The 15,125-nt window shown below is 44.6% G+C and carries 19 protein-coding genes and 1 rRNA gene (1 of these 20 running past the window's edge); 13 read left to right on the forward strand and 7 right to left on the reverse strand.

What is annotated here, in order from left to right; genetic code table 11:
• The first annotated feature begins 5 nt into the window (after positions 1–5).
• The 7 genes from secY (at position 6) to rplQ (ending at position 4,472) form a co-directional block, all read left to right on the forward strand.
• Positions 6–1,346 carry a preprotein translocase subunit SecY gene (secY, locus tag FLM48_RS01475; protein ID WP_028774680.1) on the forward strand — a complete coding sequence of 447 codons (1,341 nt, stop codon included), beginning with the start codon at positions 6–8 and terminating at the stop codon, positions 1,344–1,346.
• 21 nt (positions 1,347–1,367) lie between these two features.
• On the forward strand, positions 1,368–1,481 hold the full coding sequence (gene rpmJ / locus FLM48_RS01480) for a 50S ribosomal protein L36 (protein WP_006083579.1): 114 nt from the start codon (positions 1,368–1,370) through the stop codon (positions 1,479–1,481).
• 116 nt (positions 1,482–1,597) lie between these two features.
• Positions 1,598–1,954: a 30S ribosomal protein S13 gene (rpsM, locus tag FLM48_RS01485; protein WP_011863987.1), complete on the forward strand. Its 357-nt coding sequence runs from the start codon at positions 1,598–1,600 to the stop codon at positions 1,952–1,954.
• A 17-nt stretch (positions 1,955–1,971) separates the two neighbouring features.
• Positions 1,972–2,364, forward strand: a complete 393-nt coding sequence (gene rpsK, locus FLM48_RS01490; RefSeq protein ID WP_028774681.1) for a 30S ribosomal protein S11 — start codon at positions 1,972–1,974, stop codon at positions 2,362–2,364.
• A gap of 35 nt (positions 2,365–2,399) precedes the next feature.
• Complete coding sequence (gene rpsD / locus FLM48_RS01495; RefSeq protein ID WP_028774682.1) at positions 2,400–3,020, forward strand: 30S ribosomal protein S4; 621 nt, start codon at positions 2,400–2,402, stop codon at positions 3,018–3,020.
• A 24-nt stretch (positions 3,021–3,044) separates the two neighbouring features.
• Positions 3,045–4,034, forward strand: a complete 990-nt coding sequence (gene rpoA / locus FLM48_RS01500) for a DNA-directed RNA polymerase subunit alpha (protein WP_028764663.1) — start codon at positions 3,045–3,047, stop codon at positions 4,032–4,034.
• 39 nt (positions 4,035–4,073) lie between these two features.
• The gene (gene rplQ / locus FLM48_RS01505; protein WP_179022994.1) at positions 4,074–4,472 is read left to right on the forward strand and encodes a 50S ribosomal protein L17; all 399 of its coding nucleotides are present in this window, start codon (positions 4,074–4,076) and stop codon (positions 4,470–4,472) included.
• A 56-nt stretch (positions 4,473–4,528) separates the two neighbouring features.
• Here rplQ and FLM48_RS01510 read toward each other — a convergent pair whose 3' ends face one another.
• The 6 genes from FLM48_RS01510 to ccmA form a co-directional block, all read right to left on the reverse strand.
• Complete coding sequence (locus tag FLM48_RS01510) at positions 4,529–5,503, reverse strand: hypothetical protein (protein ID WP_179022996.1); 975 nt, start codon at positions 5,501–5,503, stop codon at positions 4,529–4,531.
• A 129-nt stretch (positions 5,504–5,632) separates the two neighbouring features.
• Entirely contained in the window at positions 5,633–6,121 is a 489-nt protein-coding gene (gene ccmE / locus FLM48_RS01515) for a cytochrome c maturation protein CcmE (RefSeq protein ID WP_028774685.1), read from the reverse strand.
• Positions 6,118–6,318 (reverse strand): heme exporter protein CcmD, encoded by a 201-nt coding sequence (ccmD, locus tag FLM48_RS01520; protein WP_028774686.1) that lies wholly within the window; start codon positions 6,316–6,318, stop codon positions 6,118–6,120. Before ccmD ends, ccmE begins: the two co-directional genes overlap by 4 nt.
• Positions 6,318–7,064 carry a heme ABC transporter permease gene (locus FLM48_RS01525; RefSeq protein WP_028774687.1) on the reverse strand — a complete coding sequence of 249 codons (747 nt, stop codon included), beginning with the start codon at positions 7,062–7,064 and terminating at the stop codon, positions 6,318–6,320. The genes ccmD and FLM48_RS01525 overlap by 1 nt, the downstream gene beginning before the upstream one ends.
• Position 7,065: 1 nt before the next feature.
• Positions 7,066–7,752, reverse strand: a complete 687-nt coding sequence (gene ccmB, locus FLM48_RS01530; protein WP_028774688.1) for a heme exporter protein CcmB — start codon at positions 7,750–7,752, stop codon at positions 7,066–7,068.
• A gap of 10 nt (positions 7,753–7,762) precedes the next feature.
• Positions 7,763–8,410 (reverse strand): cytochrome c biogenesis heme-transporting ATPase CcmA, encoded by a 648-nt coding sequence (gene ccmA / locus FLM48_RS01535; protein ID WP_028774689.1) that lies wholly within the window; start codon positions 8,408–8,410, stop codon positions 7,763–7,765.
• A gap of 335 nt (positions 8,411–8,745) precedes the next feature.
• On the opposite strand from ccmA, the gene FLM48_RS01540 reads away from it, so the two are divergent.
• Positions 8,746–9,039 (forward strand): cytochrome c5 family protein, encoded by a 294-nt coding sequence (locus tag FLM48_RS01540; RefSeq protein WP_028774690.1) that lies wholly within the window; start codon positions 8,746–8,748, stop codon positions 9,037–9,039.
• 125 nt (positions 9,040–9,164) lie between these two features.
• Here FLM48_RS01540 and ccmI read toward each other — a convergent pair whose 3' ends face one another.
• Positions 9,165–10,415 carry a c-type cytochrome biogenesis protein CcmI gene (gene ccmI / locus FLM48_RS01545; RefSeq protein WP_179022998.1) on the reverse strand — a complete coding sequence of 417 codons (1,251 nt, stop codon included), beginning with the start codon at positions 10,413–10,415 and terminating at the stop codon, positions 9,165–9,167.
• Positions 10,416–10,822: 407 nt separating this feature from the next.
• Here ccmI and FLM48_RS01550 point away from each other — a divergent pair, with 407 nt between their 5' ends.
• The 5 genes from FLM48_RS01550 to FLM48_RS01570 all read left to right on the forward strand — a co-directional run.
• A complete protein-coding gene (locus tag FLM48_RS01550; RefSeq protein WP_028774827.1) occupies positions 10,823–12,802 on the forward strand; it encodes a heme lyase CcmF/NrfE family subunit in 1,980 nt (659 codons plus the stop codon).
• Between the two features lie 17 nt (positions 12,803–12,819).
• Positions 12,820–13,377, forward strand: a complete 558-nt coding sequence (locus tag FLM48_RS01555) for a DsbE family thiol:disulfide interchange protein (RefSeq protein ID WP_028774826.1) — start codon at positions 12,820–12,822, stop codon at positions 13,375–13,377.
• Positions 13,377–13,853, forward strand: coding sequence for a heme lyase NrfEFG subunit NrfF (gene nrfF, locus FLM48_RS01560; RefSeq protein WP_179023000.1), 477 nt, complete (start codon positions 13,377–13,379; stop codon positions 13,851–13,853). The genes FLM48_RS01555 and nrfF overlap by 1 nt, the downstream gene beginning before the upstream one ends.
• Positions 13,854–13,855: 2 nt before the next feature.
• Positions 13,856–14,464, forward strand: a complete 609-nt coding sequence (locus FLM48_RS01565; protein ID WP_179023002.1) for a TlpA disulfide reductase family protein — start codon at positions 13,856–13,858, stop codon at positions 14,462–14,464.
• Between the two features lie 521 nt (positions 14,465–14,985).
• Positions 14,986–15,125: ribosomal RNA gene (locus tag FLM48_RS01570) — 16S ribosomal RNA — on the forward strand; it runs 1,405 nt beyond the window's last position.

Raw genomic sequence — 15,125 nt, forward strand, 5'->3', positions numbered from 1 at the left:
CGTCGATGGCAAAACCAGGACTTGATTTAAAAAGCGCGAAAGGCGGTTTATCAGAATTGAAAACCCGCCTCCTGTTCGTGATTGGTGCGATTATCGTCTTTAGGGCCGGTTCGTTCGTACCAATTCCTGGTATTGACGCAGCTGTATTAGCAGAGCTGTTCAATCAGCAAAGGGATACCATCTTAGGCATGTTTAACATGTTCTCTGGTGGTGCCCTTGAACGTGCTTCTATCTTTGCATTAGGTATCATGCCGTATATTTCGGCATCGATTATCATGCAATTGTTGACAGTTGTGCATCCTGCATTAGCCGAACTTAAAAAGGAAGGCGAATCAGGGCGTAAGAAGATCAGTCAATATACACGATACGGCACATTGGTACTGGGTACATTCCAGTCAATTGGTATCGCAACAGGACTACCAAACTTGGTACCAGGTTTAGTTGTAAACCTTGGTTTCAGTTTCTATTTCGTTGCGGTTGTGAGCTTAGTGACAGGAACAATGTTCCTTATGTGGCTAGGTGAGCAAATTACCGAACGGGGCATTGGTAATGGTATCTCGATATTAATTTTCGCAGGTATTGTTGCTGGTCTACCATCTGCTATCGGTCAAACGGCCGAGCAGGCGCGTCAAGGCGACTTGAACCCACTCGTATTGTTGTTGATTGCTGTAATTGTATTTGCTGTAACTTATTTTGTAGTGTTTGTGGAACGTGGTCAGCGACGTATCGTTGTTAACTACGCTAAGCGTCAACAGGGCCGTAAGGTTTTTGCTGCGCAAAGCACCCACTTACCACTTAAAGTGAATATGGCAGGTGTAATTCCACCAATTTTTGCGTCAAGCATCATTTTGTTCCCAGGCACACTGGCTCAGTGGTTTGGTCAAAATGAGTCCTTGTCATGGTTAAGTGATTTTTCACTTGCTGTGTCTCCAGGACAACCGCTTTACTCATTATTGTATTCAGCAGCGATCATATTCTTCTGTTTCTTCTATACTGCGTTGGTGTTTAACCCACGCGAAACAGCAGACAATTTAAAGAAGAGTGGTGCGTTCATTCCCGGGATTCGTCCTGGCGAACAGACTTCGCGATACATAGATAAAGTGATGACACGTTTAACCCTAGCGGGTGCGTTGTATATTACCTTTATCTGTTTAATTCCGGAGTTCATGTTAATTACTTGGAAGGTACAGTTCTACTTTGGCGGTACCTCACTACTAATTATGGTAGTTGTAATCATGGACTTCATGGCTCAGGTTCAGACCCATATGATGTCACATCAGTATGAGTCTGTGATGAAGAAAGCTAACCTAGTAAACAAAGCGAATTTAGATCGCTTTGGTCGCTAAGTAGCTTTACGGAGTGATGAAATGAAAGTTCGAGCTTCCGTGAAGAAGATCTGCCGTAACTGCAAGATCGTAAAGCGTAGTGGCGTTGTACGCGTTATCTGTGTTGAACCAAAACACAAACAGCGTCAAGGCTAAAAGCATTTAGCCAGCTCAAATGTTGAGCTGGCTAAAATTTAATTTGCAAAATTGTCATCTGTCGAGTATCCTACCGGGCTTTTCACAGATGGCCTTTAACTTATGAGGAGTGCATAGTGGCCCGTATCGCTGGCATTAACATTCCTGATCAAAAGCATACAGTCATTGCATTGACTGCTATCTATGGTATTGGACTAACTCGCGCACAACAAATCTGCGCGGCTACTTCAATTGCTGAAGATGCTAAGATCAAGGAATTGAGCGAAGCTCAAATTGATACCCTACGCGAAGAAGTTGCCAAATACATTGTAGAAGGTGACTTGCGTCGTGAGATCTCTATGAACATCAAGCGTCTTATGGACCTTGGTTGTTATCGTGGTCTCCGCCACCGTCGTAGCCTGCCCCTTCGTGGGCAACGTACTAAGACCAATGCGCGTACGCGTAAAGGTCCACGTAAGCCAATTAGAAAGTAACGGGAAGGTAAACCAATATGGCTAAAGTTCCGTCACGTTCAACGCGCAAGCGCGTACGTAAACAGGTTGCTGATGGCATGGCTCATATCCATGCTTCTTTCAACAACACAATCATCACCATTACAGATCGTCAAGGTAATGCTCTATCTTGGGCAACATCTGGTGGTTCAGGTTTCCGTGGTTCACGTAAATCTACCCCATTTGCTGCACAGGTTGCCGCTGAGCGCGCAGGTACTGCTGCTCAGGATTACGGTGTTAAGAACCTTGAAGTTTTTGTGAAGGGTCCAGGTCCAGGACGTGAGTCAGCTATTCGAGCGCTGAACGCGGTTGGTTATAAAATAACCAACATTACCGATGTGACGCCGATCCCTCATAATGGTTGTCGTCCTCCTAAGAAACGTCGCGTTTAGTCGCCCCGTTTATATAGGATAGTTGGAGAAAGAACATGGCAAGATACTTGGGTCCCAAGCTCAAGCTTACCCGCCGAGAAGGTACAGACCTTTTCCTAAAGAGCGGTGTCAGAGCAATCGATTCGAAGTGTAAGCTAGAAGCTGCACCAGGACAGCACGGCGCTCGTAAGACCCGTCTTTCTGAGTATGGCGTACAGCTACGCGAGAAACAAAAAGTTCGTCGTACTTATGGAGTGCTAGAAAAGCAGTTCCGTAACTACTACAAAGAAGCAGCACGTCTAAAAGGTAACACTGGTGAAAACCTACTGTCACTTTTAGAAACTCGTCTAGATAACGTTGTTTATCGTATGGGTTTTGGTGCTACACGTGCAGAAGCACGTCAGCTAGTTAGCCACAAGTCAATTTTGGTTAACGGCCGCGTTGTTAACATTCCATCATTCAAAGTGTCTGCGAATGATGTAATTAGCGTTCGTGAGAAGTCTCAAAAGCAAGCTCGTATTAAGGCTGCTTTAGAAGTTGCTACTCAGCGCGAAAAGCCAACATGGGTTGAAGTAGATAACGCTAAAATGGAAGGTGCTTTCAAGCGTCTACCAGAACGTAGTGATTTATCTGCGGAAATTAACGAACAGCTGATCGTCGAGCTTTACTCTAAGTAAAGCTAATAAACAAGAGAGGACACAATGCAGGGTTCTGTTACAGAATTTCTTAAACCGCGTCTCGTTGATATCGAGCAGGTTAACCCAACACGTGCCAAGGTTACACTGGAACCGCTTGAGCGTGGTTTTGGTCACACTTTAGGTAACGCGTTGCGTCGTATCCTATTGTCGTCTATGCCCGGCTGCGCGGTCACCGAAGTTGAGATCGATGGTGTACTGCACGAGTATAGCAGCAAGGAAGGCGTACAAGAGGATATCCTAGAAATCTTGTTAAACCTTAAAGGTTTAGCAGTGGTTGTCGAGGGTAAAGACGAGGCTATGCTTACATTAAGCAAGTCAGGCGCAGGCCCTGTTACCGCAGCAGATATCACGCACGATGGTGATGTTACTATTATGAATCCTGATCACGTTATCTGTCACTTGACCGGTAACAACGACATCAGCATGCGTATTCGTGTTGAGCGTGGTCGTGGTTATGTACCAGCTTCGGCTCGTGCACAAACTGAAGACGACGATCGCCCAATCGGACGCTTGTTAGTGGATTCATCTTTCTCACCTGTTGCGCGTATTGCTTATAATGTTGAAGCGGCACGTGTTGAACAGCGTACTGACTTAGACAAACTCGTTATCGATATGACCACTAACGGTACTATCGATCCTGAGGAAGCAATTCGTCGTTCTGCAACCATCTTAGCTGAACAGCTAGATGCGTTTGTTGAATTACGTGATGTCACTGAGCCAGAGCAGAAAGAAGAGAAACCAGAGTTCGACCCAATTCTGTTGCGTCCTGTCGACGATCTAGAGCTAACTGTACGTTCGGCTAACTGTTTGAAAGCCGAAGCGATTCATTACATCGGAGATCTGGTACAGCGTACTGAGGTCGAGCTGCTTAAGACACCTAACTTAGGTAAGAAATCTCTTACTGAAATTAAGGATGTGTTAGCTTCTCGTGGACTTTCTTTAGGTATGCGTCTAGAAAACTGGCCACCGGCTAGTTTAGCAGACGACCTTTAAGTCCAAGTTTGTACAGATTTAGGTAATAAGGATTAGGTCATGCGCCATCGTAAGAGTGGTCGTCAACTAAACCGCAACAGCAGTCACCGTCAAGCTATGTTTCGCAACATGGCAGGTTCTTTAGTCCGTCACGAAGTGATCAAGACTACTGTAGCTAAGGCGAAAGAACTGCGTCGCGTAGTTGAGCCTCTGATAACACTTGCTAAAAGTGATAGCGTTGCAAATCGTCGTTTGGCGTTTGCTCGTACTCGCGACCAAGAAGTTGTCGGTAAGTTATTCAATGAATTGGGTCCACGCTACCAGGAACGTCCTGGCGGCTACACCCGTATCCTTAAGTGCGGTCTACGTACTGGTGATAAAGCGCCTATGGCGTATATTGAACTAGTAGGTCGCCCAGAAGCTGCTGAAGCTGTTGAAGAAGAAGCTGCTGCTGAGTAATTAGGTAATTCATTTAAAAAAGCCAGGCATTGCCTGGCTTTTTTATTGCCTGCTATTTAAGGCGAGGTCCAGCGAGTTTGTTGTTTTACCGTTTCCGGTAATGTAATTTTCCAGTGTTTTAGTTTATTGCTATTAAAGTAATAGCTACCCTGTCTATCATTGATGAATGTACGCTGCTTAGCACCGTTATTGAGTCGACTCTGTGCCATCTTCGCTGCTTGTACACCATGAAGGTAACTATCCAATACAAACCCACCTAAAGCGATGTTATCGGTAACCGCAAAGTCCCAGAAGCCGAATATCGGGGTTGGACTGTTGGTGTCGGCCCATGCTGCGGCGTCGCTTGACGGCACATGTGTCCCATTTCGATTCAATGTATGGTATAGGCCAACAAAGACCGCACTAAAGCCGTGTTGTTGACTGGTTTTAATGTGGTTTTGCCATTGCTTATAGTCATTTGTCGCGACAAAATCGATACGAATATTACTTAAGGTTATTGGGCTAAGATCAGCACTTAGTTCAGTCAGTGCGATTCGTGAGGTAGCGCTATTGTCAAACAACATCATGAATCGCTGAGGTTGCGTTAGGTTAAGCAGCTCACTTGCCATCATGATTGAGCGCCTGAAGATAGGCCGCTCAAGTAACGCGCCAACGTCATCATAGTCATTAAGATGATACGTGCGTGGATTGGCATTTAGGCCCATAACAATAAGTGGGTAACCTAGCTCCATTATCTCTGCTGCGAGGAGTGAAACGGCATTGTCATCGGCTAATATGACGAGATCTGGGTTGAGTTGCGTAATCGCGTCTATTGTGGCTGCAGCTATAGCGGCATGGTCATGCTTTGGAGTGCGCTTGGTGTCGAGTTCAAATATAGACAGGCTATGTTTAACACCCAGCACACTGTCGATGCCTTGGCGATAACTGGCGGACCATTGATAGCTTTCATGATAGCTATCGACCAAAGCGATTGTTGCGGTGAGTGCCTGAGATGAATACAGGCACAGTAAAAGCGTGAGAGCACGTAACAATTTAGAAAGCCCATTCGTCAAGAACACTACATTAGTTATAGCGTAATTCTAGTTAAACATGGGGCTTCACTGATTATAGGTACAAAAAAAGGCCTCATAAGAGGCCTTTTTGGTAAGCTCAACTAGAAATTAATAGCTGCCAGCTTTCTGTTCTTCTGAGTAATCCATCTGCTGATGACTTTGACCCATAGCTTCTGCCACTTCAGGTGGCATGTAGTTTTCGTCATGACGGGCAAGTACTTCAGTTGCTTCCAGCTTACCATCATCTGTTAAGGTGCCTTGTGCAACGATACCTTGGCCTTCTCTGAATAGATCTGGTAGAAGATCATCATAAGTCACGATAACTTCTCCGCCAGCTGCATCATGTACAGCAAACTCAATATGTAGGCTGTTAGGATCACGGACTACAGAGCCTTCAGTAACCATGCCACCAATACGGATACGTTGGCCAGCTTCAGGTTTTACGCCGGTATCTGTTTTGCCATGGACAATTTCAGTTGGGGTGTAAAACAAGTTTAGGTTTGAGTTCAGTGCATACAACAATAGCGACGCTATCGCGGCGACACCACCAATTAACGCTGAAGCTAATGCTAGTCTTTTCTTTCGTCTGTTGTTCACTGTTTGTTACCTCGATTCTCTTTTAAACGCTCTTCGCGTTGAATTTTCTTGGCGATTTCTGCTAATACTTTCTTTTTCTGGCGAGCACTGACAACAATCAAAGTACCTAGAGAGAAGAAAGTGATGCCATACGCTAGCCATACATAGAAAGCATAGCCGCCCATATCAATAAATTCTGCAAATGATTCAAACTGCATTATTTGACTCCTTCAGCCTTCGCAAGTTCACGTACCCAAGGTCTCATGCCATTTCTAGCTAGAATTTCTGCTCTGAATCGTACCAGTGTAATGGCACCAATCATGACACCAAAGCCTAAAATATTAATAAGCAGTGGTGCGAGCATCTCCATTGGCATAGAAGACTCTTCTGTGATTTTAATCGTCGCAGGCTGATGTAACGAGTTCCACCATTCTACAGAGTACTTAATAATTGGAATATTAATGACACCAACAATCGCTAATATGCCAGCTGCGCGAGCGGCCAGTACTTTGTCTTCAAAGGCGGCATAGAGTGAAATTACACCCAAGTATAGGAATAATAATACCAGTTCTGAAGTTAAGCGAGCATCCCATACCCACCAAGTACCCCACATTGGCTTACCCCAAGTTGCGCCGGTAATCAGTGCGATAAAGGTCAACACTGCGCCAACAGGTGCGATAGCTGCAGCGGCCCAATCGGCAGCTTTAATTTGCCAGACCAAACCAATAAATGCAGAGCTCGCCATGGCCATGTAAGCAGACATAGACATCGAGGCTGCAGGTACATGGATGAAGATAATTCGGTAGCTGTCACCTTGTTGGTAATCAACAGGAGCAAACATCAAGCCCCAGATTGAACCTACACCAATCATCCCTAAGGCGATTGCCGAGAACCAAGGTAGTAGTTTGCCAGCCAGTTTATACGCGCGTTCCGGGTCAGCGTAAGAATGTAGCCATTTCCACATATTAGTTTGTACTCACTCTTAATGATGCACCAATTGCAAAAGGTGCTAACGTTAATGAACCGACCAACATTGCAGCAATAATTGCTAGCTGGCCATCATAAGGTAAATTCAGACCAGCAGCATCAATTGCGCTAGTCGCAAAAATTAGTACTGGGATATATAAAGGTAGAATGAGTAGACTTAACAATACTCCACCTTTACGTAACCCTACGGTTAATGCAACCCCAATAGCACCTAATAGACTTAATACTGGTGTTCCCAGCGCCAAAGTTGCCATTAATGCGCCGTAACTATTGGTCTCTAAGTGCAGCAATACTGCAAGTAGTGGCGCTACTAGAATAAGTGGCACCCCGGTTAACAACCAATGCGCTAACACCTTGGCGAGCACCATCAGTGGCAATGGCTGCGGGCTCAACAACATTTGCTCGAGACTGCCGTCAACAAAGTCAGCCTTAAAGAGGCGTTCAAGCGACAGCATTGACGCAAGTAACGCAGCTACCCAAATAATTCCTGGCGCAACGCGAGATAACACCTGTGGTTCAGGGCCAATACCTAGCGGAAATAGCGTAACAACCAATACAAAAAACAGTAGTGGATTAAAAATATCCCCTTTATGGCGTACCGCTATCTGCAAGTCACGCTTTAGTAGGGTAAAAAAAGCTTGTCTGAAGCTGAGACCTTTTTTCATCTATGCAACCTTATACAAAGCGGTAGTCGAGTTTGATTTTACGTAAAATATCATCACCGATAATACTCATATCCTGGTGGGTGGTCATGATGACACATCCGCCATTGTTGGCATGAGACAAAAATAGGTGTTCTAGTTCCTCGACGCCCTTTTTATCGATTGCTGTAAAGGGTTCATCTAACAGCCATAGCTTACAGTTGGTATTCCATAGTCTTGCTAATGCTGTGCGTCGGTGCTGACCCGCCGAAAGGTGGCCTGCTAACGCCTCTTCAAAACCTGATAAATTGACTTTCTCTAGAATGCCGCGTGTATCGAAATCATCATACCCGCTAATTCTTAAATTGAAGTTAAGATTTTCTTCAGCTGTTAACTCACTCTTAACACCTGCTAGATGTCCGAGGTAGAGTAAATCGTCGTTGAATTCATCCCGGCAGCGGGTAATGTCTTCGTCTTTGAAATTGACTCGACCTGCATAAGGGCGAGATAACCCAGCGAGGATGCGCAGTAAACTGGTTTTCCCTGCGCCATTGGGGCCTTCAATCTGAACGATTTCGCCGGCTTGGATGTCGAAGCTGAGCTCATCAAACAAAATTCGCTCTTCTCGGATACATGTCAAGTTGTCGGCCGATAACAGTGTCTCTGCTTTTTTTTCTACCACTGAACCCTCTATCTCAAGCCATTATTAAACGCAAGTGATCTTAACATAATCCCCATATAGGGTTTAGCATTGGTTAAGGATTAGTGTCAGCAATTTGATGTGCTTCCAAAAATGAGAACCTTTTGCCACTTTCTATTGAACTTTTTCAACTTTTTCTAATGTAGCATTTTCAACCAGCTAGTGAAGTCACAGCTATAGAAAAATACCGATATTAGTCACAAAAAGATGAGATTAGTTGAAGTTTGTTGTATCCTAGGGCGGCTAGTAATTAGTCTACCTATAAATTTCAAAGGTAGCGTTGAGCTTTGTTAGTATTTGCATTAGGAACATCAAACATGAAAAAACTGTTAGCAATGACAGCAGTTGCTGCTCTAACCTTGTCAGCAAACGTAGCTGCTCAAGATGGTGAAGCTGTATATACCAAGGCTTGCCAAGTATGTCACAGCATGGGTGTCGCTGGTGCACCAAAATCTCATGATGTAGCTGCATGGGAGCCACGTCTAGCGCAAGGTATGGACACTCTTGTCGCGACTGTTAAATCTGGTAAAGGTGCTATGCCACCAGGTGGTATGTGTACTGATTGTAGTGATGAAGACTACAAAAACGCTATCGAGTTTATGTCTAAGTAATAACTCGTTTGCCTACAGAAAAACCGGCCATAGTGCCGGTTTTTTGTTGTCTAGAAAAAAGTTATTGAACCATAGATACAAAAAAGCCGACATTAAAGTCGGCTTTTCACTGTAAAGCTTAGTGGTTATTGAACTTGTGTATCTAGCACCAGCTGAGTTGTGCCACCCACTTCAACCATATCCACTTTACCTTGGATATCGCCTGATTGCGGCTTAACACTGCCGTGCTTAGATAGGACTGCAATAATCTCTACAGACTTAGCATCGCTAAGTTTAACGTCGCCACCCATGTTGGTCGTGTCATCAAGGGTCACGGCTGTTGGTAATGCGGTCGCAGCAATCTTAGTTGCCGCTAAAGGCACTTTAGGACCTTCAGTATTACGCGCAAAGATAAACAGAATGTCAGTACCAGACACTTTGTCTTTCATCTCGTCTGAAAGCGAGACTTCTACGGTAACAGTAGTGCCAGTCGCTTTAACTTGTTGGTGGTTAGCGTCATTTGGCATTTCGCCCATACCACCTTGAAGACGCATCTTAGCACTTTCAATCGCATTCATGATGGCGCTGCGGTCAACATCATTACGATCGCTATCAAGAATTGTTTGCCAAGCACCAATGGCTTTTTCATAGTTGGCGGTAAAGAACGCATCCATACCAACGAGCAGTAATGTGGATGGATCTTGTGGGTCGAGCTCTAGGGCTTGGTCAACTAATGACTGAACTTGCGGTGTCATTTGCTGATTAGCTTGATAGTAAAGCGCTGTTGCTTTTGGCCCTAATAGTTCAGCATGTGTACCCACTAGTTGCATCGCCTTATCAAATGCTTTGACAGCTTCTGGGTAGCGGCTTGCTGAAATGTAAGCATGGCCTAAACTAAATTGTAGCTGGCTATTGTCTGGCTCAGATTTGGCTTGCGCTTCCATCATTTGGATACGCTGATCCATGATTTGGTTGGCATCCATACCCGCATGAGGGTTATCTGGCACAGCATTATCTAAGTCGGCATAGGCGCCGAGTGTCGTGTAAAAGTAGGCAGATAATGAAATAACAACCACAGACATAATGCCAGGCCACATAATTGACTTAGGTGTACCTTCAGTAGATAGTGACTCGTCATCACTACCTTGTTTCATGTCTTGCAATAAACTGATTTCAAGTTCTTTCTTAAGTGCGTCGAACTCTGCTTGGTCTAGTAGCTCATCGGCGAGCTCTTTTTCTAAAACGGCTAATCGAGTTTCGAAAAGCTGTAAGTTAGTTTGTTTACGTACACCTACTTCTTCGGCCTGTAACATTTGTTTCTGGCGAAGGTGAGGAACCCAAATCAGCGCTAAGCTGACGATCACAAAAAGTGCAATAAAAATCCAGAGTGTAGTCATTATTTCATTTTCACAGTTAGTTACTGAAAGCGGATCACACCGCACGACTGGGTACAAGATTATACGGAAAGATTATTCATTGAACAGTAATATAAGGATTTAGTTGTGTTAAAAGCTTATAGTTGCGCACTGGTTCACAGTTCGATTTTAAAATGTAAAAACAGCTGAAACTTAAGTTTCATTCAAGGGTCAGACCTTAAAATCGTCTGTTTTTAACATTTGTAACATATGCGACAAAGCCTCAAGAATGAGACAAGTCACCCATATTTGTACGAAAGAAGCAGACAGATACAATAGCAAATACTAAAATGACCTAAAATTTGTACTTTGAGCAGTGTGAATTGAAAACGCTTGCGTATTGATAGTCTTTAGAATTATCAATCCATAATTAGGACTGAGGAAACCCCATGATCCCAGAATTAGGACACTTTTCATTGATAATAGGTTTGGCTTTTGCCTTCCTGTTAGCGACCGTTCCTTTAATAGGTGTTGCTCGTAAAGACCAATACCTCGTTAGATATGCCTGGCCATTGAGCTACGGTATGTTCTTCTTTATCTTCTTATCGGTGGTCGTGCTTGGCTATAGTTTTGCGGTGGATGACTTCTCCGTTGCTTATGTCGCGCACCACTCCAACTCTCAATTGCCTATCTTCTTTAAGATAGCAGCGGTATGGGGTGGCCACGAAGGCTCACTATTATTCTGGGTATTCTCTTTATCTGTTTGGGCTGCGGCAGTAGCTTACTTCAGTAAAGGGCTTGAAGAGGTCTTTACCGCTCGGGTATTGGCAGTGCTAGCGATGATTACCATCGGTTTCACACTGTTCATGATCCTGACTTCGAGTCCTTTTGAGCGTTTATTCCCGATTCCGATGGAAGGACGTGATCTTAACCCGATGTTGCAAGACGTTGGTTTGATCTTCCACCCACCTATGCTTTACCTAGGTTATGTTGGTTTCGCGGTTAGCTTCGCATTTGCGATTGCGGCGTTGATGGGCGGACGTTTAGATTCAGCTTGGGCTCGTTGGAGCCGTCCTTGGACTTTAGCTGCTTGGGTATTCCTAACGGGTGGTATTTCACTAGGTTCTTGGTGGGCATACTACGAACTCGGTTGGGGCGGTTGGTGGTTCTGGGATCCAGTTGAGAACGCATCTTTCATGCCTTGGTTGATTGGTACTGCATTATTGCACTCAGTGATTGTGACTGAGAAGCGTGCTGCATTCCGTAACTGGACCGTTCTGTTATCTATCTTTGCATTCTCGTTAAGTTTGTTAGGTACCTTCATCGTACGTTCTGGCGTACTGACTTCAGTGCATTCATTTGCCGCTGACCCAAGTCGAGGTATGTTCATTCTGCTCTTGCTCGGTTTAGCGATCGGCGGCTCCTTAACGCTGTTTGCGTTTAGAGCAAGTGAAATGAAGAGTCCAGCTCGTTTTGAGCTGATGTCTCGAGAAACCATGCTATTAGTGTGTAACATCCTATTGACTGTGGCATGTGGTACCGTATTGCTTGGTACACTTTACCCACTGCTGATTGACGCCCTAAACATGGGTAAAATCTCTGTAGGCCCACCATACTTTAATGCCGTATTTGTGCCGATTGTATTGGTGCTATTTATGTTCATGGGTGTGGGACCAAATATTCGCTGGAAACGTGCTAAACCCGGTGAGCTTAAAACTAAGCTATTAGTTCCCGCCGCAATTGCCACTGTTGTGGGTGTTGCCGCACCATTCCTTGCTGATGGCAAGTTCAACGTGTGGGTGATGTTCGGTATTGGTACAGCGACATGGGTGACACTTGCTACCCTTCGTGCTGGCTACGGTATCTTACAAGGCAAAGATGGTTCAGTAAGCCTTGCTCGACTAGGCCGTAGTGAAATGGGTATGTTGATTGCTCATATCGGTATTGCTGTATCGATTGTGGGTGCCACTATGGTATCTAACTACTCGATTGAACGTAGTGTACGTATGGGACCTGGTATTCAGCAGGAGCTAGCAGGTTATAACTTCAACTACCTTGAGACCAAGAATGTTGTCGGCCCTAACTACACCGCTCAGCAAGGTCAAATTGAAGTAACCCGCGATGGTGAGTTTGTTACTTTGCTAAGACCTGACCGTCGCCAGTACAACGTACGTACGATGGACATGACCGAAGCTGGTATTGATTGGGGACTATTCCGTGACTTATACATCACCATGGGCGACCCAATTAGCAGCACCGAATATGCTGTGCGCTTAAACTACAAACCTTTCGTTCGTTGGATCTGGTTTGGTAGCATCTTTATGATGGTGGGTGGATTCTTTGCAGCGTCAGATAAGCGCTACCGTCGTGCTAAAGCAACGGCAGATGCAAAGAGCGATGACAAAAAAGCGGATTTAGCAACTGCATAACTTGAATTGGGGCAAGTATGAAGAAGAGGTTAGTACTATTTTTACCACTTATCGTGTTTTTGGTAATGGGCATATTCCTATACAAAGGTTTATTTCTTAACCCAGAAAAACTCGATTCTGCCCTAGAAGGAAAGCCGATCCCGGCTTTCCAACTGGAACGCTTAGAAGACAGTGGTGAAATCATTACCAATGAAAGTCTTAAAGGGCAGGTTGCACTATTGAACGTTTGGGCAACTTGGTGTCCATCGTGTAAGTATGAGCATCCTTATCTTATGCGTTTTGCGCGCCAAAAATTGGTGCCAATCTATGGTATTAACTATCGTGATGAGCGTCGCTTAGCGATTCGAGAACTGCAGCGCGAAGGTGATCCTTATACGAAAAACATTTTTGATCATGATGGTCGTCTAGGCCTAGATCTTGGCGTGTATGGTGCACCAGAAAGCTATTTGGTTGATCACAATGGTATTATCCGCTTCCGTTATGCCGGTCCTATCGACATGCGTGTGTGGAATGACACCCTATATCCAATGATTCAAGAGCTTCAAGCAGAAGCTAGAGCCGAAGGAGCTTCATAATGAGAGCGATATTCGCTTTACTCACTTCCGTAGTGTTATCACTGGGTCTGTCACTGTCAGCCAGTGCAACACCAGTTGATACCTATGAGTTCAAATCAATGGAGCACCAAAAGCGTGCACTTGATTTAGCTCATTCATTGCGTTGTCCTCAGTGTCAGAACCAAAACTTGATCGACTCTAATTCTCCAGTGGCGCAAGATTTACGTCTTGAAGTCTATGAAATGGTAGATGCAGGTAAAGGCGATCAAGAAATTATTGAGTTCATGACTAGCCGATATGGTGACTTCGTTCTTTATAAGCCAAGATGGGAAGGTAAAACCTTAGCACTTTGGCTTGGTCCGCTTGGCCTACTAATGTTTGGTCTAGTGATTGGTTTCTTCTTTATCCGTAAACAGCGTGTTTCTCAGGTTGAAGTGCAAGAAATCAGTGCTGAAGAGCAAAAAGAGTTAGACAAATTACTCAAGCGAGATAGCTAGTCATGAGTAAGTTATCAAGTTTGGCGACTACAGTTTTACTTTGTTTCGGATTAGCTTCAGCGTTTAGCGCGCAAGCTTATCCGGGGATGCAGAAAAAAGCTGAAGGTGAAATTCAGTCAAGCGTTGACCAAATCAACATATTACCGAAGCCGTTTCCAATTGAAGCGGTGCCGTTTAATGATGTTAATGGCAACAAGGTTGATTTCAGTCAGTATCGTGGTCAAGTGGTAATGATCAACATGTGGGCGACTTGGTGCCCACCTTGTGTTCGTGAATTACCGGCGCTTGATCGTTTTGCTGATAAGTTTGATAGCAAAGAATTCGCGGTATTACCGGTGTCGATAGATCAGCATGGTAAAGAACAAGTGCAACCTTTCTTACAAGAATTGGGGATGCCTAACTTTGTCACTTACTATGATAAGACCCAGCAGCTTGGCCAGGTCTTTCCGCTTGATACTATTCCTGCGACATTTATCTTAAACAGACAGGGCGAGCTTATTGCTTTTGTTCGCACCTTTGTCGACTGGGATGATGATAAAGCTGTAGAGTTGATTAATGGCTTTATTCAACAAGAAGCGTCAAACACACCGCAGACTCAATCTGCTGAATAAGGACTATTGGCGGTATAACGAGTAAAAAAGGGGCTTTTAGCCCCTTTTTTGTGCGTATCGTCTGATAAATGGCCGCTCGGCAATAAAAATGTCATTTTCTTTCAAAAAGCGCTTGCGTAAAAAGTTCAGCTCCCTATAATGCGCTCCCACTGACACGGCAAACAGCGCTGCATAGCGATGTACAGACGAGTCAGGGCAGCAAGTGAGATGAGGTTTTTAGCTGTGACTTAACGCACTGATGTGCAGTAAGTAACCACTTAAAAAACTTTTTAAAAAATCACTTGACGCCAACCAAGGAAAGCGTAGAATACGCAGCCCTAGCCCACAGCGGCGAACGTTCTTTAACAAGATGAAACAAGAAATCTGTGTGGACACTCACAGGTGTTGAGTTAATCGAAAAAAGATTAAATCAATGATTGAATGAGTGTTCATAGCAATATGTACAAACATCTTTAGATTCTTCCGAGTCTAAGTGATGAATCAGAATTCATTGAGCCGAGACTTAGGTCTCACCAAAACTTTAATTGAAGAGTTTGATCATGGCTCAGATTGAACGCTGGCGGCAGGCCTAACACATGCAAGTCGAGCGGTAACAGGAAGAAAGCTTGCTTTCTTTGCTGACGAGCGGCGGACGGGTGAGTAATGCCTAGGGAACTGCCCA

The organism is Shewanella sp. Scap07, from assembly GCF_013394145.1.
Classification (GTDB): Bacteria; Pseudomonadota; Gammaproteobacteria; order Enterobacterales; family Shewanellaceae; genus Shewanella; species Shewanella waksmanii.

What these genes read in the sequence shown, in the direction of transcription:
- secY (WP_028774680.1), top strand. Translation starts at nt 6, where the DNA reads ATGGCAAAACCAGGACTTGATTTAAAAAGCGCGAAAGGCGGTTTATCA.
- rpmJ (WP_006083579.1), top strand. Translation starts at nt 1,368, where the DNA reads ATGAAAGTTCGAGCTTCCGTGAAGAAGATCTGCCGTAACTGCAAGATC.
- rpsK (WP_028774681.1), top strand. Translation starts at nt 1,972, where the DNA reads ATGGCTAAAGTTCCGTCACGTTCAACGCGCAAGCGCGTACGTAAACAG.
- rpsD (WP_028774682.1), top strand. Translation starts at nt 2,400, where the DNA reads ATGGCAAGATACTTGGGTCCCAAGCTCAAGCTTACCCGCCGAGAAGGT.
- rpoA (WP_028764663.1), top strand. Translation starts at nt 3,045, where the DNA reads ATGCAGGGTTCTGTTACAGAATTTCTTAAACCGCGTCTCGTTGATATC.
- rplQ (WP_179022994.1), top strand. Translation starts at nt 4,074, where the DNA reads ATGCGCCATCGTAAGAGTGGTCGTCAACTAAACCGCAACAGCAGTCAC.
- ccmD (WP_028774686.1), bottom strand. Translation starts at nt 6,318, where the DNA reads ATGCAGTTTGAATCATTTGCAGAATTTATTGATATGGGCGGCTATGCT.
- FLM48_RS01525 (WP_028774687.1), bottom strand. Translation starts at nt 7,064, where the DNA reads ATGTGGAAATGGCTACATTCTTACGCTGACCCGGAACGCGCGTATAAA.
- ccmB (WP_028774688.1), bottom strand. Translation starts at nt 7,752, where the DNA reads ATGAAAAAAGGTCTCAGCTTCAGACAAGCTTTTTTTACCCTACTAAAG.
- FLM48_RS01540 (WP_028774690.1), top strand. Translation starts at nt 8,746, where the DNA reads ATGAAAAAACTGTTAGCAATGACAGCAGTTGCTGCTCTAACCTTGTCA.
- ccmI (WP_179022998.1), bottom strand. Translation starts at nt 10,415, where the DNA reads ATGACTACACTCTGGATTTTTATTGCACTTTTTGTGATCGTCAGCTTA.
- FLM48_RS01550 (WP_028774827.1), top strand. Translation starts at nt 10,823, where the DNA reads ATGATCCCAGAATTAGGACACTTTTCATTGATAATAGGTTTGGCTTTT.
- FLM48_RS01555 (WP_028774826.1), top strand. Translation starts at nt 12,820, where the DNA reads ATGAAGAAGAGGTTAGTACTATTTTTACCACTTATCGTGTTTTTGGTA.
- nrfF (WP_179023000.1), top strand. Translation starts at nt 13,377, where the DNA reads ATGAGAGCGATATTCGCTTTACTCACTTCCGTAGTGTTATCACTGGGT.
- FLM48_RS01565 (WP_179023002.1), top strand. Translation starts at nt 13,856, where the DNA reads ATGAGTAAGTTATCAAGTTTGGCGACTACAGTTTTACTTTGTTTCGGA.